Annotated in this window: 18 protein-coding genes; 10 read left to right on the top strand and 8 right to left on the bottom strand. The window is 61.7% G+C overall.

Going from position 1 to position 24,296, the window contains the following annotated elements; translation table 11 throughout:
• Window positions 1-4 precede the first annotated feature (4 nt).
• Complete coding sequence (locus A7317_RS21380) at window positions 5-349, bottom strand: YggL family protein (RefSeq protein ID WP_003193255.1); 345 nt, start codon at window positions 347-349, stop codon at window positions 5-7.
• Between the two features lie 236 nt (window positions 350-585).
• Here A7317_RS21380 and dacB point away from each other — a divergent pair, with 236 nt between their 5' ends.
• Window positions 586-2,046: a D-alanyl-D-alanine carboxypeptidase/D-alanyl-D-alanine-endopeptidase gene (dacB, locus tag A7317_RS21375; RefSeq protein WP_024076858.1), complete on the top strand. Its 1,461-nt coding sequence runs from the start codon at window positions 586-588 to the stop codon at window positions 2,044-2,046.
• Window positions 2,047-2,110: 64 nt separating this feature from the next.
• Here the strand turns inward: dacB and A7317_RS21370 are convergent, their stop codons facing one another.
• Both A7317_RS21370 and rlmKL read right to left on the bottom strand, forming a co-directional pair.
• Window positions 2,111-4,495 (bottom strand): diguanylate cyclase, encoded by a 2,385-nt coding sequence (locus tag A7317_RS21370; RefSeq protein ID WP_069076767.1) that lies wholly within the window; start codon window positions 4,493-4,495, stop codon window positions 2,111-2,113.
• Window positions 4,496-4,636: 141 nt separating this feature from the next.
• On the bottom strand, window positions 4,637-6,907 hold the full coding sequence (gene rlmKL, locus A7317_RS21365) for a bifunctional 23S rRNA (guanine(2069)-N(7))-methyltransferase RlmK/23S rRNA (guanine(2445)-N(2))-methyltransferase RlmL (protein ID WP_024076860.1): 2,271 nt from the start codon (window positions 6,905-6,907) through the stop codon (window positions 4,637-4,639).
• 530 nt (window positions 6,908-7,437) lie between these two features.
• On the opposite strand from rlmKL, the gene rmf reads away from it, so the two are divergent.
• Entirely contained in the window at window positions 7,438-7,653 is a 216-nt protein-coding gene (rmf, locus tag A7317_RS30200) for a ribosome modulation factor (RefSeq protein WP_002553055.1), read from the top strand.
• A 122-nt stretch (window positions 7,654-7,775) separates the two neighbouring features.
• Here the strand turns inward: rmf and A7317_RS21360 are convergent, their stop codons facing one another.
• The 4 genes from A7317_RS21360 to sctC all read right to left on the bottom strand — a co-directional run bounded on the left by A7317_RS21360 (window position 7,776) and on the right by sctC (window position 11,473).
• Entirely contained in the window at window positions 7,776-8,801 is a 1,026-nt protein-coding gene (locus A7317_RS21360; RefSeq protein ID WP_069076766.1) for a quinone-dependent dihydroorotate dehydrogenase, read from the bottom strand.
• 86 nt (window positions 8,802-8,887) lie between these two features.
• Window positions 8,888-9,349, bottom strand: coding sequence for a transglycosylase SLT domain-containing protein (locus A7317_RS21355; protein ID WP_024076862.1), 462 nt, complete (start codon window positions 9,347-9,349; stop codon window positions 8,888-8,890).
• Complete coding sequence (locus tag A7317_RS21350; RefSeq protein ID WP_024076863.1) at window positions 9,342-9,746, bottom strand: winged helix-turn-helix domain-containing protein; 405 nt, start codon at window positions 9,744-9,746, stop codon at window positions 9,342-9,344. Before A7317_RS21350 ends, A7317_RS21355 begins: the two co-directional genes overlap by 8 nt.
• 167 nt (window positions 9,747-9,913) lie before the next feature.
• The gene (sctC, locus tag A7317_RS21345; protein WP_411736770.1) at window positions 9,914-11,473 is read right to left on the bottom strand and encodes a type III secretion system outer membrane ring subunit SctC; all 1,560 of its coding nucleotides are present in this window, start codon (window positions 11,471-11,473) and stop codon (window positions 9,914-9,916) included.
• 247 nt (window positions 11,474-11,720) lie between these two features.
• Between sctC and A7317_RS21340 the strand changes: the two genes are divergently transcribed.
• The 8 genes from A7317_RS21340 to cobA all read left to right on the top strand — a co-directional run bounded on the left by A7317_RS21340 (window position 11,721) and on the right by cobA (window position 23,153).
• Window positions 11,721-12,947: a CmpA/NrtA family ABC transporter substrate-binding protein gene (locus tag A7317_RS21340; protein WP_069076764.1), complete on the top strand. Its 1,227-nt coding sequence runs from the start codon at window positions 11,721-11,723 to the stop codon at window positions 12,945-12,947.
• 13 nt (window positions 12,948-12,960) lie between these two features.
• Window positions 12,961-13,536: an ANTAR domain-containing response regulator gene (locus A7317_RS21335; RefSeq protein WP_024076866.1), complete on the top strand. Its 576-nt coding sequence runs from the start codon at window positions 12,961-12,963 to the stop codon at window positions 13,534-13,536.
• Window positions 13,537-13,746: 210 nt separating this feature from the next.
• A complete protein-coding gene (locus A7317_RS21330) occupies window positions 13,747-14,958 on the top strand; it encodes a nitrate/nitrite transporter (protein ID WP_041160996.1) in 1,212 nt (403 codons plus the stop codon).
• Window positions 14,958-16,625, top strand: a complete 1,668-nt coding sequence (locus A7317_RS21325; RefSeq protein ID WP_069077442.1) for a bifunctional protein-serine/threonine kinase/phosphatase — start codon at window positions 14,958-14,960, stop codon at window positions 16,623-16,625. The genes A7317_RS21330 and A7317_RS21325 overlap by 1 nt, the downstream gene beginning before the upstream one ends.
• 298 nt (window positions 16,626-16,923) lie before the next feature.
• Window positions 16,924-19,377, top strand: coding sequence for a nitrite reductase large subunit NirB (gene nirB / locus A7317_RS21320; RefSeq protein WP_024076869.1), 2,454 nt, complete (start codon window positions 16,924-16,926; stop codon window positions 19,375-19,377).
• Window positions 19,374-19,691 carry a nitrite reductase small subunit NirD gene (gene nirD / locus A7317_RS21315; protein ID WP_024076870.1) on the top strand — a complete coding sequence of 106 codons (318 nt, stop codon included), beginning with the start codon at window positions 19,374-19,376 and terminating at the stop codon, window positions 19,689-19,691. Before nirB ends, nirD begins: the two co-directional genes overlap by 4 nt.
• Window positions 19,691-22,399, top strand: coding sequence for a nitrate reductase (locus tag A7317_RS21310; RefSeq protein WP_024076871.1), 2,709 nt, complete (start codon window positions 19,691-19,693; stop codon window positions 22,397-22,399). Before nirD ends, A7317_RS21310 begins: the two co-directional genes overlap by 1 nt.
• A gap of 10 nt (window positions 22,400-22,409) precedes the next feature.
• A complete protein-coding gene (gene cobA, locus A7317_RS21305; RefSeq protein WP_024076872.1) occupies window positions 22,410-23,153 on the top strand; it encodes a uroporphyrinogen-III C-methyltransferase in 744 nt (247 codons plus the stop codon).
• A 64-nt stretch (window positions 23,154-23,217) separates the two neighbouring features.
• Here the strand turns inward: cobA and A7317_RS21300 are convergent, their stop codons facing one another.
• Window positions 23,218-24,198, bottom strand: a complete 981-nt coding sequence (locus tag A7317_RS21300; RefSeq protein ID WP_024076873.1) for an OmpA family protein — start codon at window positions 24,196-24,198, stop codon at window positions 23,218-23,220.
• Window positions 24,199-24,296 lie beyond the last annotated feature (98 nt).

Raw genomic sequence — 24,296 nt, 5'->3', positions numbered from 1 at the left:
AGTATCACTTAGCCGCGTTGATCGGCTTTTCCGGATACCACACGTCCAGCAGCGGGCTGACTTCAGCCTTGGTCAGCTCGGAGCGGGTTTTCAGCCAGGCTTCAACAGCAGCACGCTGCTCTTCGGAGACCGAGCCACGCTTCTGCAGGCAAACCAGACCGTAGTCGTCGCCGCCAACATAACCCAGGCCGTTGGCTTCCATGGCTTCTTTGATGAATGCTTCGAGGAAAGCGTCGATAGCTTCTTCACTCAGGCCTTCGTTGAAGTCCAGGTTCAGTTCGAAACCCAGCTCTTGAAATTCATCAACGCACAGTTTTTTGCGCAGACGCTGGGAACGGTTAGTCGCCATTGGAACAATCCTCATAAGTAATAACGGGCGGCACTTTAGCAGTTTAAGGTGGCGATTGCCCGACTCTCTGGTACAGGCGGCCAGCTACACGCAAAAAAAACGCCGATTAGCAGCTATCGTTCAGCTACAACGGGCTCCACCTTGGGGCATAATGCCGACACTTTCATGACCAATGAGGGATTTTCTTACATACCCCTCGCCTTTTCCCCCTCGTCAGCAGCAGGGTCTTATTCCTTATGATCAAATCTTTGCGTCCATTACTGCTTGCCGGTTTTCTCCTGCCACTGAGTTTTTCCATTACCGCCGCGCCGATCAACAACACCCTGCCGCCCAGCGTCGCGCAGGCCCTTCAGAAAGCCAAGCTGCAAAACACCGCGCTGTCACTGGTGATGATTCCCCTGAACGGCCCCGGTACCCCCACCGTATTCAATGCCGACGTCTCGGTGAACCCGGCCTCGACCATGAAGCTGGTCACCACCTATGCGGCCCTGGAAATGCTCGGGCCCAACCACCAGTGGAAGACCGAGTTCTACACCGACGGCACCCTCAGTGGCGGCGTCTTGCACGGCAACCTCTACCTCAAGGGCGGCGGCGACCCCAAGCTGAACATGGAAAAGCTCTGGCTGTTGATGCGTGACCTGCGCGCCAATGGCGTGCAACAAGTCACCGGCGACCTGGTGCTGGACCGCAGCTTCTTTACCCAGCCGCAACTGCCGGAGTTCAATGACGACGGCAACGACGAAAACAAGCCCTTCCTGGTCAAGCCCGACGCTCTGCTGGTCAACCTCAAGGCCCTGCGCTTCGTGACGCGCAACGATTCGGGGCGGGTGCTCGTATCGGTCGAGCCGCCGATCGCCAGCATTCGTATCGATAACCAGGTCAAGGTCTCCAACGCCAAGCAATGCACCGGCGATGTGCGCTACAACCCGGTCACCGCCGCGGACGGCAGTGTCACCGTCACCGTCAGCGGCCAGCTGGCTGAAGGTTGCAGCTCACAAACCTATTTGTCGTTGCTGGACCACGCGACCTACACCGCGGGTGCCGTTCGGGCAATCTGGCAGGAGCTGGGCGGCACGATCCAGGGCCGCGATATCCAGGCGCCGGTGCCCAAGGATGCCAAGGTGCTGGCCCGTGCGTTTTCACCAGACCTGGCGGAAATCATCCGCGACATCAACAAATACAGTAACAACACCATGGCCCAGCAGTTGTTCCTGAGCCTGGGCGCGCAGTTCCGCAACGACGCGGACGGCGACGACGCCAAGGCTGCCCAGCGAGTGGTACGCCAGTGGCTGGCAAAGAAAGGCATCACCTCGCCGCACCTGGTGATGGAGAACGGTTCCGGCCTGTCCCGTGCCGAACGGGTCAGCGCCCGTGAGATGGCTGAGATGCTGCAAGCGGCCTGGAGAAGCCCTTACGCGGCGGAATACATCAGCTCGCTGCCGATTGCCGGCACCGACGGCACCATGCGCAAACGCCTGAAGACCACGGCGATGCGCGGCGAAGCCCATGTCAAGACCGGAACCCTGAACACCGTGCGCGCGATCGCCGGGTTCAGCCGCGATAACAATGGCAATACCTGGGCCGTGGTGGCGATCCTCAACGATACGAAGCCATGGGGTGCGTCGTCGGTACTGGACCAGGTGCTGCTGGACCTGTATCGCCAGCCGAAACTGGCGGCGGCAGCGCCCGTTCTCTAGGCCACACCGCCGTCCTCTTGTGGGAGAGGCTCGTGCCCTCCCACGGGTGCTCCGGCGTCGGTCCTCAAGCCTGTACTTCCTCCGCGGCCACTCGGTCCCTGCCCGCCTGCTTGGCCACATACACCGCCGAGTCAGCACGCAACAGCAAACCGTCAACGCCTTCATCCACCCGCCAGCTCGCCACCCCGAAGCTGGCAGTCACGATGCCCACCGGTTCCATTGGCGCACTGCGCAACGACTGCCATAACTCCATCGCCAGGCGGTAGGCCTGCTCGCCATCAGTGTTGGGGCACAGCACCATGAACTCCTCGCCACCCAGGCGGCAGAACACATCCGTGCGGCGCAGACGCTGGCCGATGCGTTTGCACAGCTCCTGCAACACGCCGTCGCCGACCCCGTGCCCATGCAGGTCGTTGATTCGCTTGAAGTGATCGATATCCAGCATGATCACCGACAGCGCTCCGGCCGTGCGGTTGAGGCGGAGCATCTCGGTCTTGAGGCGATCCTGGAAATACCGACGGTTATGGATGCCGGTCAGGGAGTCGGTGATGGACAACGTACGCAGCTCTTCTTCCACGCGCTTGAGGTCGGTGATATCCGACACATAACCGTGCCACAACGTACCGCCTGCCGGCAGTTCTTCCGGTGTGGCTTCGCCTCGAATCCAGCGCAGGCCTCGTTGTGGCAATTGCACACGGTACTCTTCGCGCCAATGGCTCAATTGCAGCGCCGACAAACGAATCGACGCGCGTACCCGCTCCACATCCAGGGGATGAATGCGCTCGAAGACTTTCTTCGCATCCTGCTGCAACATCCCGGTCTCGATTTCATAAATATCGCGCATGCCATCGCTGGCGTAGATAAAGCGCCAGTTATCCTGGGGCTCCAGGGTGAACTGGAAAATCCCGCCAGGCACATGGGCGCTGAGTTTTTTCAGCAAGCGATCCCGCGCCGCCAATGCCTCGTAAGCGCGCTTTTGCTCAGTCACATCCAGGTAGATCGCCAGGTATCCCACCCATAAACCGTGGTCATCCAGCAACACCGTGCCGAGCATGTTGACCGTCAGCTGGCTGCCGTTCTCGCGAACCAAGGTCCATTCACTGGCCTCATGCTGGCTGTCCGGGCTTTCCACCAGCATCGCCTGGCTCGGCGGGATCCGTTTGCCCAGCGCCACGCTCAAACTGGTGGCCCGCGCTTCCAGTTCTGCGGGCACATGCAGGCTTTCAAGCGTCGAGCGCCCCAACACCTGCTCGGCCTTGAAGCCAAGCATCTGCTCGGCGCCGGCGTTAAATGTATTGATCACCCCACGCAGATCGGTGGCAATGATCGCCACCTGGGTGGCGGCATTCAATACGCTGCGCAACTGGCCATGGGCGCCGCGCAATTCCTGTTCACGGGCGCGTAACTGCATGGTGCGTTGTTGCACCAGTTTCAACGCACGTTGGCGCTGGCTGACAAGGACGTAGAGCAAGGCGCTGAGTAACAGGCTAAGCAGCCCGCCCATGGCCAGGATCAACGCCAATGATGAGTAATTGGCCTGCTCGAACATCTCGCTGGGGCGCAAGCTAAGCGCGTAGACATGGTCGCCCAGGGTCAGGCGGCGCACGGCGCTGAGGTCGCTGTCGACCCGTGCGCTACCGGACTCGTACAACAGCCGCTGTTGCAGGTCGGATGTGTCGACAATCTGCATCGCCAGGTTATCGCGGTCGGGTCTGGGCAGGCCCTCGGCCACCAGTTGGCGCATGCTGATCACAGCCATTACAAAGCCGTGGGGCTCAGTCGCTCCATGGGCCGTGACCGGCGCCACCAACAACACCCCGGTGGCGTAGGCGGGTTCCACACCCACCAATTGCATGGGTTGCGACACCGCCAGCTTGCCGCTCTTTTGCGCACGCTCAAGGGCCGAGCGGCGCAGGGGTTGGGCCAGCAGGTCAAAGCCCAGGGGCGAGACGAGCAGGCTCAGGGTCTGGCTGTACAGCACCGGTACGTATTCATCACGCTCGGCGGCGGGTGCCAGTTCGCCGTTTGCATTCAGCTCGCGAATGTTGAAGGGCGTACCGCGCTGGCGAGACACCTGCTGCTCAAACAGCTTGCGCTGATCACGCGACACCCGTGGTGCCCACGCATAGGCGCGGGCGCGCTGCAGCAAGGGCTGGGCGAAACCCTCGAATTCTTCGCGGGACACTTCATCGGAGTTGACGAAGAAACGCCGCAGGCTTCCCAGGCGCTGCTCCTGGTCCTCGAAACGCTCTTGCAAGCGGCTGAATCGCTCGTTGACCAGCAACTGGAAACGCTGGCGCTCCTGTTGTTGGTCGAGATCGGACGCCGCCCAGGCGACGATGGTTGTCAACGTACAACCCGCCAGTAATACCACCAACGCCACCAGCCAAGCCGACGCCTGCTCACTGATAAAGCCTAGGATTTTCGGGCGAACGGCTTGCAACGACATAGGCAACACTCACAACGCCAGCGTGCGGGGGGGTGTCACTTTGGCTAGGTTTTAGTTATAGCCATCGGTCCAGGGTTTGACCAGCGCAAAAAAAGCCGCAAGCCCGGAAAAATCCAGGCTTGCGGCTCATGAGCCGGACAATCAACGCGCGGTGATTTTCCAGGCCCGGTGGATCTTGGCATTGCGAGCAAAATCCGGGTCGATGGTCTTGTCGCTGATTTCCTCCACCGCATAGCGTGCGCTGAGGTTGTCCTCCAGTTGGAACTTGCGGAAGTTGTTCGAGAAATACAGCACGCCGCCCGGTGCCAGGCGGGCCATGGCCAGGTCGAGCAACTGCACGTGGTCACGCTGCACGTCGAAGATACCTTCCATGCGCTTGGAGTTGGAGAAGGTCGGTGGGTCGATGAAGATCAGGTCGAACTCATCGCGGCTGGCTTCCAGCCACGCCATCACATCACCCTGCTCCAGGCGGTTCTTATCGGAAAAACCGTTGAGCGAAAGGTTGCGACGTGCCCAGTCCAGGTAGGTCTTGGAGAGGTCGACGCTGGTGGTGCTGCGCGCACCGCCCTTGGCCGCATGCACACTCGCCGTGGCGGTGTAGCAATACAGGTTGAGGAAGCGCTTGCCGGCCGCCTCTTTCTGGATGCGCATGCGCATCGGGCGATGGTCGAGGAACAGCCCGGTGTCGAGGTAGTCGGTCAGGTTGACCAGCAACTTCACGCCGCCTTCGCTGACTTCGGTGAACTTGCCCTGGGCGCTCTGGCGTTCGTACTGCTTGGTGCCGCTCTGGCGCTCGCGACGCTTGACCACCACGCGGCTCTTGTCGATGTTCAACGCCTGGGGAATGGCCGCCAGGGCATCGAACATGCGCGCCGAAGCTTTCTCCGGGTCGATGGACTTCGGCGCAACGTATTCCTGCACATGCACCCAATCGTGGTACAGGTCGATGGCCATGGAGTATTCCGGCATGTCGGCATCGTACACACGGTAGCAGTCCACACCTTCACGCTTGGCCCACTTGCCCAGTTGCTTGAGGTTCTTTTGCAGGCGGTTGGCAAACATCTGCCCGCCTTCGCTCAAGCGCGCCTGCTCAACCACAGGGGCCGGCGCGGGCGCAGGTTTGATCGGGTTGCCGTTCTTGTTGTACTGGCGCTCTTGCGGCTCAGTCGGGGCCTGGTCATAAGCCGCTTGCTCACGTTCGGCCTGGCGCTGTTCCGGGGTACGGCGTTCGCCGGTGACGAACTGGTCCGGGTTGACCTTGATCAGCAACAGTTTGCACGGCAAGGCGCCGTTCCAGAACGCATATTGCTTGTGGCTGCGGATACCCATGCGCTTGCCCAGGTCCGGAGCACCGGTGAACACCGCGGCTTCCCAACCCATGCACGCCTGGCGCAGGCGCTCGCCGAGATTCTGGTAGAGGTACAACAGGCTGGCTTCGTCACCCAGGCGTTCGCCGTAGGGTGGGTTGCAGATCACCAGGCCTTTCTGGTTCTGGTCCGGGCGCGGCTCGAAGGTGCCGACTTCGCCCTGATAGATCTTGATCCAGTGGCTGAGACCGGCACGCTCGACGTTGTTACGCGCGGGCTGGATCAGGCGCGGGTCCGCCTCATAGCCACGAATCCACAGCGGTGGCTTGTTCATGCCGATGGCGGCACGTTCGCTGGCTTCGGTGTGAAGCTTTTTCCACAGCGCCGGCACGTGACCGAGCCAGGCGGTGAAGCCCCACTGCTCGCGATTCAGGTTGGGAGCCATGTCGGCAGCGATCATCGCGCCTTCCACCAGAAAGGTACCGACACCGCACATCGGGTCAGTCAGCGCGCCGCCTTCAGCCGCAATGCGCGGCCAGCCGGCGCGGATCAGGATCGCGGCCGCCAGGTTTTCCTTCAATGGTGCAGCACCCTGCTGCAGGCGGTAACCGCGCTGGTGCAGGCTGTGGCCGGAGAGGTCCAGGGACAGGATCGCTTCGCCACGGTCCAGCCGCAGGTGGATGCGCAGGTCCGGGTTGATCTTGTCGATGGACGGACGTTCGCCGGTTGGGGTGCGCAACTTGTCGACGATCGCATCCTTGACCTTCAGCGCACCGAAGTGGGTGTTATCGATGCCTGAACCATGCCCGCTGAATTCCACGGCCAGGGTGCCGTCGGCGACCATATGGTCTTGCCACTCGATATCCAGCACGCCGTGGTAGAGGTCTTCGGCGTCCTTCATCGGGAAGCGCTTGAGCACCAGCAATACACGGTTGGCCAGGCGCGACCAGAGGCACAGGCGGTAGGCGGTTTCCATGTCGGCCATGCCGCGCACGGCCGAGGTGTGCTCGCGGGCTTCCTCAAGGCCAAGCCCGACGGCTTCCTCGATCAGCAGGCCTTCGAGGCCCTTGGGGCAAGTGAGGAAGAGTTCAAAACGGTCCGACATGGGCAATCCAGGCTTTTCAGCAATAAATGAACGGGCAACGCATCGCCGGTTCGGTTTTCAATCAGGCACTTTTCTTGAAGAGTGCCCGCGTGGCACGAATGTGCCGTCCCACCCCGCCTGCCGGGCCTTTTGGCCTTGATTGACGGGGCAGATAGATCATCTGATGAAACAAAAAGAAATATTCCGACCCTTCGTCGAATAATAACCGACTGCAACAGGCGGTCTTTCTCACTAAGGGACTGAACCAATCCTCTTCGCAGGGCACATCATAGCTGGCTTTACCCCATAAATGGGGCGAAAAGCCAGCCCAGCTTATGGCTATAGCATCGTTATCGTTACGTGCTTATGACAAAACGATCATTGAATCCATGTGACCTATTGGTTAGAACTCAACACAGGTTGGCGCCGTAACGGTGTCGACACTTTGGCTCGCCACGCCGGCAGCGAGCCCACCAACGGCAGAAAAACTCTGCCCGCCTCGGACGAGGCCGAAGGATATCTAGACAGTCAACAAGTGAGGGAAACACCCTATGAGAAGACTTAAGCGTGATCCGTTGGAAAGAGCATTTTTACGCGGATATCAATATGGCGTTCATGGCAAATCCCGTGAGCTTTGCCCATTTACTCTACCGTCGGTACGCCAAGCCTGGATCAACGGCTGGCGAGAAGGACGCGGCGACAACTGGGACGGTATGACAGGCACTGCGGGCATCCACAGACTCAACGAACTTCACGCCGTCGGCTAATCAAGGGCATTTAATTCCGACACCACCACGAATATGTAACGACTTAACCACGCACGCCTTATCCAGGCGGCGGGCTTCGGCCCAGGGGCTCCTCTTAAGGAGCCCTTTTTATTGCGCGCCTCTCAGGCCTTGGGCAAGGCTGCAATGGCATCCACCGACTGACGAATCAACGCCGGGCCCTTGTAGATAAAGCCGGAATACAACTGCACCAGGCTCGCGCCCGCGGCGATTTTTTCGGCTGCGTGCTTGCCTTCGGTGATACCGCCCACCGCGATGATCGGCAAACGCCCCGCCAGCTCGGCTGCCAGTACCTTGACGATGTGCGTGCTCTTATCCCGAACCGGCGCGCCTGACAGGCCGCCCGCCTCGTCACCATGGGCCAGGCCTTCGACACCCACGCGGCTGAGGGTGGTATTGGTGGCAATCACCGCGTCCATCCCCGACTCCACCAGGGCCTGGGCCACCAGCACGGTCTCTTCATCACTCATGTCCGGGGCGATCTTGATCGCCAGGGGCACACGCTTGCCGTGGCGTACCGCCAGGTCTTCCTGGCGCTGGCGCAAGGCTTCGAGCAATTGCTTGAGGGAGTCGCCGAACTGCAGGCTGCGCAAGCCCGGGGTGTTGGGCGAGCTGACGTTGACCGTGACATAACTGGCGTGGGCGTAGACCTTGTCCAGGCAGATCAGATAGTCATCCACAGCACGCTCGACCGGCGTGTCGAAATTCTTGCCGATATTGATCCCAAGGATGCCCTTGTACTTCGCCGCCTGAACCCGCGCCAACAGATGATCAACCCCCAGGTTGTTGAACCCCATGCGGTTGATGATCGCCTCGGCTTCCGGCAAGCGGAAAATCCGTGGCTTGGGGTTGCCCGGTTGTGGGCGTGGGGTCACCGTACCGATTTCAACAAAACCGAAACCCAACTGCGCAAAACCGTCGATTGCCGCGCCGTTCTTGTCCAGGCCGGCAGCCAGCCCCACCGGGTTGGGAAAGTCGAGCCCCATCACCGACACCGGCATTTTTGCGGGTGCCTTGCATACCAGGCCATTGAGCCCCAGGCGGCCACCCGCACCGATCAGGTCCAGGGACAGATCGTGGGAGGTTTCCGGAGAGAGTTTGAACAACAGCTGGCGGGCCAGGGTATACATGGGCGGGCTAGACTCGGATGGCGGCGAAAGGTGGCGGCGATTATAGCCGGGGTGATGGGCTGCATGCGAGGCGTGCCGCCCAATCGTCAGTTGCGCAACGCCACCAGCTCCTCATAGCGCGCCCAGATCTTTTCGGCATAGCGCATGCGCAACGCTTCCCGCTCGGGCCCCATCCCCGCCCCCACATTGTAGGAACCCACGGCCGTCCAGTTGTAGCCAAAGCGCTCGATGAACTGCGCAAGAATGGACGCACCCACCTCCACCGAAAGGCAAGGTTCACTCAACAGGCGCTCTTCGGTAATGCCTTGCTTGAGCAGGCGCGGCAAATGAATACTGTTGATCTGCATCAAACCGATATCGCGGGTGCCATTGCTGTTGCTGTAATTCATCGCATGCGCGCGGTACCCCGACTCCACCGCTGCAATGGCCTGCAGCAATTCAGCTTCGATGTCATAGCGGGCTGCCACCTCTTCCCAGCAGTAAGCCAGTGCCTCATTGCTCCACGCCAGCACCGCCAGCAACAGGCCGGTGTACCAGGGTTTACCCATGACTCACCTGGCCGCAGGCCGAACATATGCGGCCCGCGCGCCCCTGCCCGGCCCGGCGCGGCTCATGCTCCTCGATACTCACGGCACAGGTGAAACGATAGCCCCTGCCATAGATCGTCTTGATGAAACCCTTGTCCGCCCTGAGGTGCTTACGCAAAGAATAGATGCAACGGGTCAACGACTCCTCCGCAACTTCCCCATGGGGCCATGCCAGCTCCAGAAGCCGATCCTTGGTCATCAGTTCGCCGCCGGAAACCAGCAGCAGCCGCAGCACGTGCCATTCCTTGGGTGGCAATTGAATATCCACGCCGTCACCGGTCAACCGGCCATCACCGTGAAGGGTCCAGCGCGCAAAAAACAGGGTTGCCGTCGTCATTCGCTCACTCAAGACGGTCATACATACCTCTGCATCCGACTACTGACATTGACGGTCCTCATTGCCAGTGCCGGCCAAACCACGAGAGACATGACTATAGAAATCTGGCGGTCGAACCACGCTAGGAAAAACCCCATACATCCGAGGCTTTGTGGGAGACCATGCGTAAGACGTTTCTTCATCACCCCTCACTGAGCATCACTGTCGAGATAAACCTCATGCCGCTCCCCTTCGATCGATCCGCCTGTGGGCTGACGATCATTGAAGGGCTTTGCGACAGGCCGAACGAACGCACGTTGCACGCGCTCGTATTGAGCCTGGGTCAGGAGGGGCGGCCCCACGGCGCCGTTGAGTGTTCTCGGCTCATGACCTACCGCCCGAGCCTGGATCACGAATAGGCGCACCTCGCCTCCACGGCTTGCCACCTTGCCCCGCGCCAAGGACTCGGCATCACGCTGAAAGCCCCCTATCCACAGGCGCCGGCCCTGAGGTACCCGAATCACCGTGCTGATGCCCACATTCCCCACCACAGGCGATTGTTTACGGTTCCGGCCCTTGCCCAGTTGCTGACCATCGACAGCGTTGATCTGCATCTCGATTTCATTGCCATGGGTGAAGCGCGGCAACACGCTGACCTGGGTGCCGTACCGAACGGGCTGCCAGTCGCCACCGTCTTCTCCAGGTCGTGGCAGGTAAAAAGTCTGGTTGTCCTGGAATACGGCGGGAACATTTTCCTGGGCCAATATCACGGGCAGTGTCACCACCCTGGCCCGCCGTCGACGCTCCAGCGCAGTGACCAACGCCATGAAGCGATTATCTTCCGAAGGCTCCAGCACTCGCGTCGCCGCGGCTGAAGGGTTGGCCTCGTCAGGCCAGCCCATCTCCATCTTCCTGAGTTCCTCGCTGTCCACGTCCACCAGCCACAACGACACCTCGATGGCCCGCTTGGGCATATCCAGTTCCGCGACGAGTCGTTCGATAAAACGCACCTGGGCAGGGGTGCCCTTGATCAACAGGCTGTTGGTATCCGGGTACGCAAATACCGAAAGGCTCTTGTCAGCCAGCATGTCATTCGCTGGTTGCGGGTTACGCCTGCGCTCGTTGGCCAACAGGGTCTCGATCATCGACGCCACCCCCGGCACATTCACGTGGTCATCGCCCATGGCGTACCGACGGTCAGCCACGTGGGTGTTGAACACCTGCACCACACCGAATGTGTGGGGGCCCACGCGCAAATCAGCCTGCGGCCGGTCCAGCGTTTGCGCGAGCCGCAACACCTGGTCCACATAGTTCGACGGCCCGGTCACATAGAACATCCGCTCCCCGCTCTGTCGCAGGGGGTGACGCGAATCATCCAGGCCCGAACGGCGCATGAGCCCAGTCAACTTTTCAACGGAAATATGCCGCAGCGCCACTGCCGAACTTTTCGCCTCGCCGGCGTCGTAGAGGTGCAGCACCTGGCCATCGCTGTGCCAGATCAGGCCGTATTGCCGGGCAACCGCCTCCAGGACCTGCCGCGCGTTGCCGAAGTCGTAGGTGCCGCTGATGCGTCGGCGGGCGGCCTCCCGGCTGACGACGATAGGCAGGCCGAAGGGCACGGACAACGCGGTAAAAAACGTGTGCAGGCTTTCATCCTGTGCCTGGTAGGTCTCCCCCCACGCAGACGCGCAGCCCAGCATCAGTACAGCGCATAGCAGCCAGCGGCAAGGCCAATGAACGGTCGTGGTTGCGGATAAGTCAGCGTACACCGTGGGATTCCTGGGCGGTCTGGCGTAAAGAGTCAGCCATACTGAAAGCCGGCCGGGTTTCAATCTTGATGAAAAGTTGACGGCGAACGGCGCCTGTCGCCCCGTGGCATGTGCCTTGCTTTGCACTCTGCATCAGAGCACGCGCCAACGACGGAGCGGGCTTACGGACAAAGACGTCGTTACCTGCAATGGCCTACACCGCCATCTGAAGGGACGACGTTTTTTTTGAACGAGAAGGTAGGCACTGATGAACGATTCGGTAGGCAGCAGCCCGACAAAAGACCCACTGGCCTGGGTCAGCGGCAGTGACGCCCCGGAAAAGAGCAGCCTCGACCTGGGCTTCATGGCCTTGACCGACTGCGCCTCGCTGGTGGTTGCGGCGACCCAGGGGTTCGCCCAACCCTATGGTTTGACGCTGAACCTCAAGCGTCAGTCGTCATGGGCCAGCCTGCGCGACAAACTGGTCAGCGGCGAACTGGACGCTGCCCACGGCCTGTATGGCCTGATCTATGCCGTGCACCTGGGCATTGGCGGCACCGCCCCGACCGACATGGCGGTGCTGATGGGGCTGAACCAGAATGGCCAGAGCATCAACCTGTCCCACGGCCTGCAACAGCAAGGCGTGGTCACTCCTGAGGCGCTGGATCGCCACGTGCACCAAAGCCGAACACCGTTGACCTTCGCCCAGACCTTTCCCACCGGTACCCATGCGATGTGGCTGTATTACTGGCTGGCGAGCCAAGGCATTCACCCGTTGCAGGATGTGGAGAGCGTGGTGGTACCGCCACCACAAATGGTCGCGCACCTGCAGGCCGGGCGTATCGACGGCTTCTGTGTCGGCGAACCCTGGAGCGCCAGCGCAGTCAAGCAAAACCAAGGCTTCACCCTGGCGACCAGCCAGGCAATCTGGCCCAATCATCCGGAAAAAGTCCTCGGCTGCACCCAAGCCTTTGTCGACCAATACCCCAATACCGCCCGCGTGCTGGTCATGGCGATCCTTGAAGCCAGTCGTTTTATCGAGCAAAGCACCGAGAACCGTCGCTCCACCGCTCAGTTGCTCAGCGCCCGCGAGTACCTCGACGCCCCGCTCGACTGCATCGAGCCGCGCCTGCTGGGTCACTATGACGATGGCCTCGGTAACCAGTGGCAAGACCCCCATGCGCTGCGGTTCTTTGCCGATGGAGCAGTGAACCTGCCGTATCTGTCCGACGGCATGTGGTTCATGACCCAATTTCGTCGCTGGGGCCTGTTGCGCGAAGACCCGGACTACCTCGGCGTGGCGCGGCAGGTCCAGCAACTGGCGCTCTATCGCCAGGCCGCCGAGGCACTTGGGTTGCCTGCCAGGGACCAGGACATGCGCAGCAGCCAATTGATCGACGGCAAGATCTGGGACGGCGCCGACCCCGTCGCCTATGCCCGCAGCTTCCGCCTGCATGCCATGGCCGACCACGCCAGCCGCCAAGCCCTGCGCTGACAGGAGGACTGATATGTTGCGAATCCTGTTGATCAACGACACCCCGCGCAAGGTCGGGCGCCTCAAGGCGGCACTGATAGAGGCCGGTTTCGAGGTGATCGACGAGTCCGGCCTGACCATCGACCTGCCCGCGCGCGTCGAAACGGTGCGTCCGGATGTGATCCTGATCGATACCGAGTCACCCGGCCGCGATGTCATGGAGCAAGTGGTGCTGGTCAGCCGCGACCAACCCCGGCCCATCGTCATGTTTACCGACGAGCACGACCCCAGTGTGATGCGCCAGGCGATCAAATCCGGCGTCAGTGCGTACATCGTTGAAGGCATCCAGGCCCAGCGCCTGCAGCCCATCCTCGACGTGGCCATGGCACGCTTCGAAAGCGACCAGGCCCTGCGCGCCCAGTTGCACGCCCGCGACCAGCAGTTGGCCGAGCGCAAGCGCATCGAACTGGCCAAGGGCCTGCTGATGAAAATGAAGGCCTGCAACGAGGAAGAGGCCTACACACTGATGCGCCGCCAGGCCATGAGCCGCCAGCAGAAACTGATCCAGGTGGCGGAGCAGATCATCGCCATGAGCGAGCTGCTCGGCTGACCTGGCTCAGCTCTTGCTAAAGAATCTTCACAGGTAACCAACGGCGGTTGCCCCTCCACGACAAAGACGTCGCACATCCGGTTTGCCCTCGCGAACCCGGTGGCGGCGTTTTTTCGTTTTGGCCCCAGTGCATGGGGCCGGTGGGGCGGCCTTAGCCGGCTGTTCCATCACCAGGCCTTCTTACAAGACTCCCAACCGTTGAGGTGCGTGATGAAATCAAGCTTCTGGAAATCCGGGCACACCCCGACCCTGTTTGCCGCGTTCCTGTATTTCGACCTGAGCTTCATGGTCTGGTACCTGCTGGGCCCCCTGGCGGTGCAGATTGCCGCCGACCTGCACCTGACCACCCAACAGCGCGGCCTGGTAGTCGCGACGCCGATCCTGGCGGGCGCGGTGCTGCGCTTCCTGATGGGCATGCTGGCCGACAAGCTGTCGCCCAAGACCGCCGGGCTGATCGGCCAGGTGATTGTGATCGCGGCGTTGTTCATCGCCTGGAAAGTGGGAATCCACAGCTACGAACAAGCGTTGCTGCTGGGGCTGTTCCTCGGTATGGCCGGTGCGTCCTTTGCCGTCGCCCTGCCCCTGGCCTCCCAGTGGTATCCGGCCGAACACCAGGGCAAAGCGATGGGCATCGCGGGAGCCGGCAACTCCGGTACCGTGTTTGCAGCCCTGCTGGCACCGGTACTGGCCGCCGCGTTTGGTTGGAGCAATGTGTTCGGCTTCGCCCTGATCCCGTTGATCCTGACCCTGATCGTCTTCGCCTGGCTCGCGCGCAATGCGCCTGAACGCCCGAAAGCCAAGTCCATGAGTGACTACTTCAAGGCCCTGGGTGACCGCGACAGTTGGTGGTTCATGTTCTTCTACAGCGTGACCTTCGGTGGCTTTATCGGCCTGGCCAGCGCCCTGCCCGGCTACTTCAACGACCAGTACGGCCTGAGCCCGGTGACCGCCGGTTACTACACCGCTGCCTGCGTGTTTGGCGGCAGCCTGATGCGCCCGCTGGGCGGCGCGCTGGCAGACCGTTTCGGCGGGATTCGCACCCTGCTGGGCATGTACAGCGTGGCGGCAATCTGCATCGCGGCAGTGGGTTTCAACCTGCCCAGCTCCTACGCGGCACTGGCCTTGTTCGTCTGCACCATGCTCGGCCTGGGCGCCGGCAATGGCGCAGTGTTCCAACTGGTGCCCCAGCGCTTCCGGCGTGAAATTGGCGTGATGACCGGCCTGATCGGCATGGCCGGCGGTATCGGCGGCTTCGCGCTGGCGGCGGGCATGGGCGCCATCAAGCAGAGCACAGGCAGCTATCAACTGGCCTTGTGGTTGTTCGCCAGCCTGGGCGTGTTGGCCTGGTTCGGCCTGCACGGCGTCAAGCGGCGTTGGAGAACCACCTGGGGTTCGGCCGCCGTGACCGCCGCACGCGTCTGATGAGCCTGCAACTGAGCGTCGCCCAGGCCAGCGCCATCGGCCCCCGCGCCGAAAACCAGGATGCCCTGCGCGTGGTCACCCCCGTGGCGGAACTGGCCGCGAGCAAGGGCTACCTGTGCGCGCTGGCCGACGGTGTCAGCCAGTGCGCCGACGGTGGCCTGGCCGCGCGCTCGACCTTGCAGGCCCTGGCCCTGGACTACTACGCCACGCCGCAAACCTGGGGCGTGGCCCAGGCACTCGAACGTTTATTGCTCGCACAGAATCGCTGGCTGCAAGCCAATGGCGGCGGCCAGCCGCTGCTGACCACCCTCAGCGCCCTGGTGTTTCGCGGCCAGCGCTTTACGCTGGCGCATGTCGGCGATTGCCGGGTATATCGCTGGCTGGACGATGAACTGCTGCGCATCAGCGCGGACCACGTGTGGGAACAACCGGGCATGCAGCACGTGCTCAAGCGCGCCCTCGGCCTGGATCAACACCTGGTGCTGGACTTCCTCGATGGCGAACTGCGTGAGGGCGAATGTTTCCTGCTGCTCAGCGATGGCGTATGGGCCACCCTGGGCGACCACAGCATCCGTGCGATCCTGCGCGAGCAGACCGACCTCGACCTCGCGGTAACCACCCTGGTCAACGCCGCACACCTGGCGGGTAGCCAGGACAATGCCAGCGCCCTGCTGGTGCGCATCGACCAACGGGGCGCAGCCACCCTCGGCGACGCCCTGGTGCAGTTGCAGCAATGGCCACTGCCGCCGCCGCTCAAGGTTGGCCAACACTTTGAAGGCTGGCAGGTGGAATGCGTGCTGGCGCAGAGCCGTCAGTCCTTACTGTACCGGGTCCGCGATGCCCAGCAGCAACCCTGGCTGCTCAAGACCCTGCCCCTGAGCCGCGACGACGACAGCGACGCCGGCCAAGCCCTGCTCTCGGAGGAGTGGTTTCTACGCCGAGTGGCCGGGCGCGCGTTTCCTGAAGTCCACCCCGCCAGCGGGCGTCAGCATTTGTACTACGTGATGCGTGAATACCCAGGGCAAACCCTCGCCGAACTGTTCCAGCACCAAGGCCCATTACCCTTGGCGCAATGGCAGTCCATCGCCGAACGTTTGTTGCGCGCGGTGGGCCTGCTGCACCGCCGACAAATCCTGCACCGCGACATCAAGCCGGAAAACCTGCTGCTGGGCGACGACGCCGAGTTGCGTGTGCTGGATTTCGGCCTGGCCTACTGTCCGGGCCTGTCCGAAGACCGCGCCCACCTGCTGCCCGGTACCCCGAGCTTTATTGCACCCGAGGCATTTAATGGCGAACGTCCTACGGCGCAACAAGATTTGTACAGTGTTGGCGTCAGCCTGTATTACCTGCTGACCGGGCATTATCCCTACGGCGAAATCGAAGCCTTCCAACGGCCAAGGTTCAACTTGCCGGTCAGCGCCAGTCGCTATCGTCCCGATTTGCCGGACTGGCTGCCCCACAGCCTGGAACGGGCCGTGGCCGCCGATCCCACCCAGCGCTACGAAACCGCCGAAGAATGGTTGCTGGTGCTGGAACAGGCCGACCGCCACGAACTCAGCGTGCGACCACGCCCGCTGCTGGAGCGCGAACCCCTGAAGGTCTGGCGGACCCTGGCGCTGGTCTCACTGCTGATCAACCTGGCGCTGCTCTACACGCTGTACCTGTAGGAACGAGCGTGCTCGCGCCTACAGCCTGGCCATGCGCCAGATGTGGGCAGCGCGCGTTCAAATGGTGCGAAAAAACAGGGAATGAAGAGCGATTGGGCCAATAAATGCGAGGGTCATGCAACTTGGCACAACCACTGCATTAGCTTTCCCAACACCCAACATATAGCCGCACCTTCAACGTCGAAGGGTCGAGCTTCCCGAGAGAACGGGACCAGGACAAAGGCGTCCTCGCTAGGTAACTAGCGGGGACGCCTTTTTTTGTTTGCGCGTGATGGGTCGAACCCATGCGGAGAACGATATGAAAAAACTCAAATTAGTGATGATCGGCAACGGCATGGCCGGGGTCCGCACCCTGGAAGAACTGCTCAAGCTTAGCAACGAACTGTACGACATCACCGTGTTCGGCGCCGAGCCCCACACCAACTACAACCGCATCCTGCTGTCGCCGGTGCTGGCCGGTGAGCAAACCTTCGAAGAGATCGTACTCAACGACCTCGACTGGTACCTGGACAACCACGTCAAGCTGCTGCTCAACCGCAAAGTGGTGCAAATCGACCGGGTCAAACGCAAGGTCATTGCCGAAGACGGGACCGAGGCCGAGTACGATCGCCTGCTGATCGCCACCGGTTCCACACCGTTTATCCTGCCCATTCCGGGCAACACCCTGCAGGGTGTGATCGGCTACCGCGACATCGCCGACACCCAGGCGATGATCGAGACCGCCAAGACCCACAAGCACGCCGTGGTGATCGGCGGCGGCCTGCTCGGCCTGGAAGCCGCCAACGGCCTGATGCTGCGCGGCATGCACGTGACCGTGGTGCACCTCGGCGAATGGCTGCTGGAACGCCAGTTGGACAAGACCAGCGGCCAACTGCTGCAAACCGAATTGGAAAGCCGTGGCCTGGTATTTCGCCTGTGCGAACAGACCCAGGCCCTGCACGACGCCGGCAATGGCCGGGTCGGCTCGGTGCAATTCAAGAATGGCGACATCATCCCCGCCGACCTGGTGGTGATGGCCGCCGGCATCCGGCCCAATACCGAACTCGCGGAAAAATCCGGCATCCCCTGCAACCGTGGGATTCTGGTCAACGACACGATGCAAACCTACGACCCACGCATCTACGCGATCGGCGAATGCGCCAGCCATCGCGGGATTGCCTATGGCCTGGTAGCGCCACTGTTCGAGCAGGCCAAGGTGTGTGCCAACCATCTGGCCCAACTGGGCTTTGCCACCTACAAGGGCTCGGTGACTTCGACCAAGCTGAAGGTCACCGGCATCGACCTGTTCTCCGCTGGCGACTTCATGGGCGGCGAAGGCACCGAGACCATCACCCTCTCCGATCCGATTGGCGGCGTTTACAAGAAGCTGGTGATCAAGGACGACATCCTCGTCGGCGCCTGCCTGTACGGCGACACCGCCGACGGCGGTTGGTATTTCCGACAAATCCGTGAGAACCACGCAATTGGCGAGATCCGCGACCACCTGATGTTCGGCGAAAACGCCCTGGGTGACGTCGGCCATCAAGGCCAGGACAAAGCCATGAGCATGGCCGACAACGCCGAAGTCTGCGGCTGCAATGGCGTGTGCAAGGGCACCATCGTCAAGGCTATCCAGGAACACGGGCTGTTCAGCGTCGACGAGGTGAAAAAACACACCAAGGCCGCCAGCTCCTGCGGTTCCTGCGCCGGGTTGGTGGAACAGATCCTGATCAACACCGTGGGCGGTGCCGCCGATGTCAAACCCAAGAGCGAAAAAGCCATCTGCGGTTGCAGCGACCTCAACCACGGGCAAATCCGCCAGGCCATCCGCGAACAGCACTTGCTGACCATCGCCGGCACCATGGGCTACCTGAACTGGCGCACCCCGAACGGCTGCGCCACCTGCCGCCCGGCGCTGAACTACTACCTGATTTCCACCTGGCCGGGTGAAGCCAAGGACGATCCGCAATCGCGCCTGATCAACGAACGGGCCCACGCCAATATTCAGAAAGACGGCACCTACTCCGTCGTCCCACGGATGTGGGGCGGTGTGACCAATCCTTCGGAACTGCGGCGCATCGCCGACGTGGCCGACAAGTACAACGTGCCGATGGTCAAGGTCACCGGCGGCCAGCGCATCGACCTGCTGGGCATCAAGAAGCAGGACTTGCCCGGCGTGTGGAAGGACCTCGACATGCCGTCCGGCCACGCCTACGGCAAATCCATCCGCACCGTGAAGACCTGCGTCGGCAGCGAGTTCTGCCGCTTCGGCACGCAGAACTCCACACAGCTGGGAATCGAACTGGAGCATGACCTGTTCAACATGTGGTCGCCGCATAAGGTGAAGCTGGCGGTGTCCGGTTGCCCACGCAATTGCTCGGAAGCCGGTATCAAGGACGTCGGCATTATCGGTGTGGACTCCGGCTGGGAGATGTATATCGGTGGCAACGGCGGGATCAAGACCGAAGTCGCCGAGTTCTTCGTCAAGCTCAAGACCGCCGAGGAAGTGCGCGAATACAACGGCGCGTTCCTGCAGCTGTACCGCGAAGAGGCCTTTTACCTGGAACGCACCGTGCACTACCTGCAACGGGTGGGCATGGACCACATCAAGAAAGCCGTACTGGAAGACCCGGCCCGGCGCAAGGCCCTCAATGAGCGCCTGCAATTCTCCCTGTCGTTCGAACAGGACCCGTGGAAAGAACGCCTGGAACAGCCGCTGCTGAAAAAGGAGTTCGAGGTCATCCCCGTCAAACAACTGGAGGTGCCGGCATGAACTGGTTGGATATCTGTGCCCTCGACGAGATCAACACCCTGGGCTCGCGCATCATCAATGGGCCCAAAGGCGACATCGCGATTTTTCGTACCAGCGACGACGAAGTCTTTGCCCTCGACGACCGCTGCCCGCACAAGGGCGGCCCGCTGTCCCAAGGCCTGATCTACGGCAAACGCGTGGCCTGCCCGCTGCACAACTGGCAGATTGACCTGGCGTCCGGCGAAGCCCTGGCGCCGGATATCGGCTGCGCCCATCATCATCCCGCCCGTGTGGAAAACGGCCGGGTGATGCTGGCCCTGCGGGACGCCGGTTGATGAACCGCCAGACCACCGCGTCCACCTGCTGTTACTGCGGGGTGGGGTGCGGCGTGCTGATCGAGCATGACGGCGAACAGATCCTCGGCGTGCAAGGCGACCCCAGCCACCCGGCCAACTTCGGCAAGCTGTGCAGTAAAGGCGCCAGCCTGCATTTGACCGGCGACCTCAGCGCCCGCGCCTTGTACCCGGAGTTGCGCCTGGGCAAGGGCCTGGCCCGCACCCGCGCCAGTTGGGACACCGCCCTGGAACATGCGGCCAACGTATTCGCCGAGACCATCGCCGAACACGGGCCCGACAGCGTGGCCTTCTACATCTCCGGGCAGTTGCTGACCGAGGATTACTACAGCTTCAACAAGCTGGCCCGGGCCCTGGTCGGCACCAACAATATCGATAGCAACTCGCGGCTGTGCATGTCCTCGGCGGTGGTCGGCTACAAGCGCAGCCTGGGCGCCGATGCGCCGCCATGCAGCTATGAAGATCTCGAATGCAGCGACTGCGTGATGATCGTCGGCAGCAATATGGCCTACGCCCACCCGGTACTGTTCCGACGCCTGGAAGAGGCCAAGGCACGGCGGCCGCAGATGAAAGTCGTGGTGATCGACCCGCGCCGCACAGATACCTGTGATTTGGCTGACCTGCACCTGGCGATCCTGCCGGGCACAGACGTGGCGCTCTTCCACGGGATTTTGCACCTGCTGCTGTGGGAAGACTGGATCGACCGTGATTTTATCCAGGCCCACACCGACGGCCTGGCCGCACTCAAACGCCTGGTGCACGACTACACGCCACAGATGGTCACGCAGTTGTGCGGTATCAGCGTCGAGCAATTACGCCTGTGTGCCGAATGGGTAGGCACCTCCAGCAGCTTTTTATCGCTGTGGTGCATGGGGCTCAACCAGTCCACCGCCGGCAGTGCGAAAAACAGCGCGCTGATCAATCTGCACCTGGCGACCGGAACCCTCGGCCGCCCAGGTTGCGGGCCGTTCTCGTTGACCGGCCAGCCAAACGCCATGGGCGGCCGCGAGACGGGCAGCTTGTCCAACCTGCTGCCCGGGCATCGGGAGGCCGCCAACCCAGAGCATCGGGCTGAAGTGGCCGCGTATTGGGGCGTGGAGCAATTACCGGCTACCCCTGGCCTCACTGCCATCGAACTGTTTGAACAGGTGCAGGCGGGCAAGATCAAGGCCCTGTGGATTGCCTGTACCAACCCTGCGCAATCGCTGCCAGACCAGAACAACGTGCACGCGGCCCTGGCAGCCTGCCCGTTTGTAGTGTTGCAGGAGGCGTTTCGTACCACCGAAACCGCCGCCTATGCCGACCTGCTGTTACCCGCCGCCAGTTGGGGCGAAAAAGAAGGCACGGTGACCAATTCCGAACGGCGTATTTCCCATGTGCGCCAGGCCATTGCCCCACCGGGTGAAGCACGTGCGGACTGGGCGATTACCGTGGATTTCGCACAGCGTCTGGAGCGTCGTCTGCGCCCTGGCTTGAACAGCCTGTTCGCCTTCGAGCAACCGGCGCAGCTCTTTGACGAGTACAAGCTGCTGACCCGCGACCGTGACTTGGACCTGTCGGGTATCAGCCATGCCCTGCTCGACCAGATCGGCCCGCAGCAGTGGCCATTTCCCCTGGGCGCCCAGGCTGGAACACCGCGCCTGTACACCGATGGGCTCTTCCCGACCGACAATGGCCGCGCACACTTTATCGCCGATCCTTATCGAGCAGCCAAGGAGCAGCGTGACGCACGCTTCCCCCTGACCCTGATCACCGGACGCCTGCGCGACCAATGGCATGGCATGAGCCGCACCGGCACCGCCGCGCAATTGTTCGGTCACGTCAGTGAGGCGCGGCTCAGCCTGCACCCGGACGAACTGCGCCGGCATCGTTTCAAGGACGGTGACCTGGTCAACCTGAAAAGCCGTCGTGGCCACCTGATCGTCGCGGTCAGCAGCGATGACAGTGTGCGTCCCGGCCAAGCCTTCCTGCCCATGCACTGGGGCGATCGTTTTCTCAAGGGCGGCGTCAATGGCCTCACCCAGCCAGCATTCGATCCGTTATCCAAACAGCCGGAACTCAAGCACAGCGGCGTACGCCTGGAAGCCGTGCAACTGCCGTGGCAGTTGTTTGCACTGATCGAAGGCGATGTTCAGCAACACTTCGAAGCCTTGCGCCCACTGTGCGAGGGCTTTGCCTACGTCAGCCTGAGCCTGGCCGGCCGTGAACGGCCAGCGTTGCTGGTACGCGCGGCACATACCGAGGCACCCGACCTGCAACTGTTGACCCGTATCGACCAACTGCTGGGCCTGCATGACGGGCCGGTGATGGCCTACGACGACCCACGTCGCTCCATCGGCAAGCGGGTAAAGATCGAGAAAGGCCGTATTACGGCGGTGCGCCTGGCGGGTGAAACCCTGGCCCGCCACTGGCTGCAAAGCCTGTGGCTGGAAGGTCGCACCGACGATCAGTTGCGGCGCTGGCTGTTGGCGCCCTTAAGCGCAGCACCCGGCGGCGCGGCGGCGAGCAGCAAGATCCTGTGCAACTGCAAGAACGTCAGCGAAAACGCGGTGTATGCCGGCATTGCCCGGGGCCTGGCCCTGGAGGGGCTCAAACAGGAACTGGGCTGCGGCACGCAATGTGGTTCCTGTGTACCGGAAATCAAACGTCTATTGGCCAGCAACCCGCAGCCAATCGCAATCAGTGTGTGAGGGCAACAAAATGAGCGCAAAAGTCTGGCTGGTGGGCGCAGGCCCCGGTGATCCGGAGTTGCTGACCCTCAAGGCGGTACGGGCGATGCACGCCGCCGATGTGGTGCTGATCGATGACCTGGTCAACCCGGCGGTGCTGGAGCATTGCGGCGATGCGCGAGTGATTACCGTCGGCAAACGCGGCGGCTGTCGCTCGACGCCGCAGGATTTTATCCACCGCCTGATGCTGCGCTATGCGCGCCAGGGCAAATGCGTGGTGCGCCTCAAGGGCGGCGACCCCTGCATTTTCGGCCGGGGTGGCGAAGAGGCCACCTGGCTGCGCGAGCGTGGGGTCGAGGTGGAGTTGGTCAACGGAATCACAGCAGGGCTGGCAGGGGCGACGAATTGCGATATTCCCCTGACGTTGCGAGGGGTCAGTCGCGGCGTAACGCTGGTCACCGCACATACTCAGGACGACAGCCGCCTGAACTGGCGAGCCTTGGCCGAGGGTGGTACGACGCTGGTGGTTTACATGGGCGTGGCGAAGCTGGAGGAGATTCGCGAGCAATTGCTTGAAGGCGGCATGGCGGCGGATACGCCAGTGGCGATGATCGAAAATGCCTCGCTGGCGCAGCAACGCGAGTGCCGCAGCGAGCTGTGGCGCATGCACGAGGATGCGCAGGCGTTCGCCCTGAAGAGCCCGGCAATCCTGGTGATTGGCCAGGTGGCCGGCATGGCACAGGTCGCCCAGCTGACAGAAGCCGCCAGCGCCTGAGGCAAATTCCAGGCGAAAAAAAGCCCGGCCTAAGCCGGGCTTTTTTCTACCACTCAGTAATTACTTACTTAGCGGTAGCTTCTACCGACGCTTCTACGCGACGGTTGATGGCACGACCAGCTTCAGTTGCGTTGTCAGCAACTGGGCGGGATTCGCCGTAACCTACTGCGGTGATACGGCTAGGAGCAACGCCGTCTTTAACCAGGACTTGCTTAACAGCGTCAGCACGACGCTGGGACAGCTTCTGGTTGTAAGCGTCTGGACCTACGGAGTCAGTGTGACCAGCAACTTCTACGTTGGTAGCTGGGTACTGAGCCATGAAGTCGGCCAGGTTTTTCACGTCGCCGTAGCTGTTAGGCTTAACAACGGCCTTGTCGAAGTCGAACTTGACGTCCAGCTCAACACGAACAACCTGAGCAACCGGAGCTTCTGGCTCTGGAACTGGCTCTGGAGCTGGTGCTGGGGTAGGAGCTGGAGCAGCTGCGCCAGCGTTACCGCCGAAGTTCACGCCCAGGCCAACCAGTGCGGAGTAGTCCCACTTGCCGTTGTCCAGGTTGTAGTCAGACTCAACGCCAGCACGAGCGAACAGGTTGTTGGTGAAGTAGTACTTCACACCAGCGCCAGCGATAGCCAGGGTCGACTGGTCGCGACCGCTGTGGCCGTCAGCCTGTACGTTGGTACGGCTCTGGTGACCGAAACCACCTTCTACGTATGGACGCAGGGAGTCAACACCGGCCTGACCAAAGTGGTACTGAGCAGTCACGCTGCCAGTGTCACCTTTGATCTTCTGGTTGCCAGTACCGTCGTTCGAACGGGTGTGGTTGGTGGTGTCGTAGTTCAGGTTAACCGACACGTCGTCGGTAATGAAGTAACCGATGCTAGCGCCAGGGTTATAGCCGTCTTCGATGTGCTTGACGCTATCGTTGAACTGCTTTTTGTAGAACAGCTGGCCTTCAACTGCGCCTTGGCCTTGTGCCAGCGCGCCGAAAGAAGTAGCGGCAATAAGAGTACCAATGGCCAAGCCCAAGGTGTTTTTCAGTTTCATCCGTTAAATCCCCATCTGGTGATTGTAAAGCAGTCCCACAAACCGGGGGACAACTCGGCGACAAGTCTAACAGAACTTGCCTACACGTAAGAGATATT

This window comes from Pseudomonas fluorescens, assembly GCF_001708445.1.
GTDB lineage: Bacteria > Pseudomonadota > Gammaproteobacteria > Pseudomonadales > Pseudomonadaceae > Aquipseudomonas > Aquipseudomonas gorinensis.
This window is presented reverse-complemented; position numbering and strand designations above follow the sequence as displayed.

What these genes read in the sequence shown, in the direction of transcription:
- A7317_RS21300 (WP_024076873.1), bottom strand. Translation starts at nt 24,198, where the DNA reads ATGAAACTGAAAAACACCTTGGGCTTGGCCATTGGTACTCTTATTGCC.
- dacB (WP_024076858.1), top strand. Translation starts at nt 586, where the DNA reads ATGATCAAATCTTTGCGTCCATTACTGCTTGCCGGTTTTCTCCTGCCA.
- A7317_RS21350 (WP_024076863.1), bottom strand. Translation starts at nt 9,746, where the DNA reads ATGACCGTCTTGAGTGAGCGAATGACGACGGCAACCCTGTTTTTTGCG.
- A7317_RS21360 (WP_069076766.1), bottom strand. Translation starts at nt 8,801, where the DNA reads ATGTATACCCTGGCCCGCCAGCTGTTGTTCAAACTCTCTCCGGAAACC.
- A7317_RS21325 (WP_069077442.1), top strand. Translation starts at nt 14,958, where the DNA reads ATGAGCCTGCAACTGAGCGTCGCCCAGGCCAGCGCCATCGGCCCCCGC.
- A7317_RS21330 (WP_041160996.1), top strand. Translation starts at nt 13,747, where the DNA reads ATGAAATCAAGCTTCTGGAAATCCGGGCACACCCCGACCCTGTTTGCC.
- nirB (WP_024076869.1), top strand. Translation starts at nt 16,924, where the DNA reads ATGAAAAAACTCAAATTAGTGATGATCGGCAACGGCATGGCCGGGGTC.
- cobA (WP_024076872.1), top strand. Translation starts at nt 22,410, where the DNA reads ATGAGCGCAAAAGTCTGGCTGGTGGGCGCAGGCCCCGGTGATCCGGAG.
- A7317_RS21310 (WP_024076871.1), top strand. Translation starts at nt 19,691, where the DNA reads ATGAACCGCCAGACCACCGCGTCCACCTGCTGTTACTGCGGGGTGGGG.
- A7317_RS21340 (WP_069076764.1), top strand. Translation starts at nt 11,721, where the DNA reads ATGAACGATTCGGTAGGCAGCAGCCCGACAAAAGACCCACTGGCCTGG.
- A7317_RS21355 (WP_024076862.1), bottom strand. Translation starts at nt 9,349, where the DNA reads ATGGGTAAACCCTGGTACACCGGCCTGTTGCTGGCGGTGCTGGCGTGG.
- rlmKL (WP_024076860.1), bottom strand. Translation starts at nt 6,907, where the DNA reads ATGTCGGACCGTTTTGAACTCTTCCTCACTTGCCCCAAGGGCCTCGAA.
- A7317_RS21335 (WP_024076866.1), top strand. Translation starts at nt 12,961, where the DNA reads ATGTTGCGAATCCTGTTGATCAACGACACCCCGCGCAAGGTCGGGCGC.
- nirD (WP_024076870.1), top strand. Translation starts at nt 19,374, where the DNA reads ATGAACTGGTTGGATATCTGTGCCCTCGACGAGATCAACACCCTGGGC.
- A7317_RS21380 (WP_003193255.1), bottom strand. Translation starts at nt 349, where the DNA reads ATGGCGACTAACCGTTCCCAGCGTCTGCGCAAAAAACTGTGCGTTGAT.
- A7317_RS21370 (WP_069076767.1), bottom strand. Translation starts at nt 4,495, where the DNA reads ATGTCGTTGCAAGCCGTTCGCCCGAAAATCCTAGGCTTTATCAGTGAG.
- rmf (WP_002553055.1), top strand. Translation starts at nt 7,438, where the DNA reads ATGAGAAGACTTAAGCGTGATCCGTTGGAAAGAGCATTTTTACGCGGA.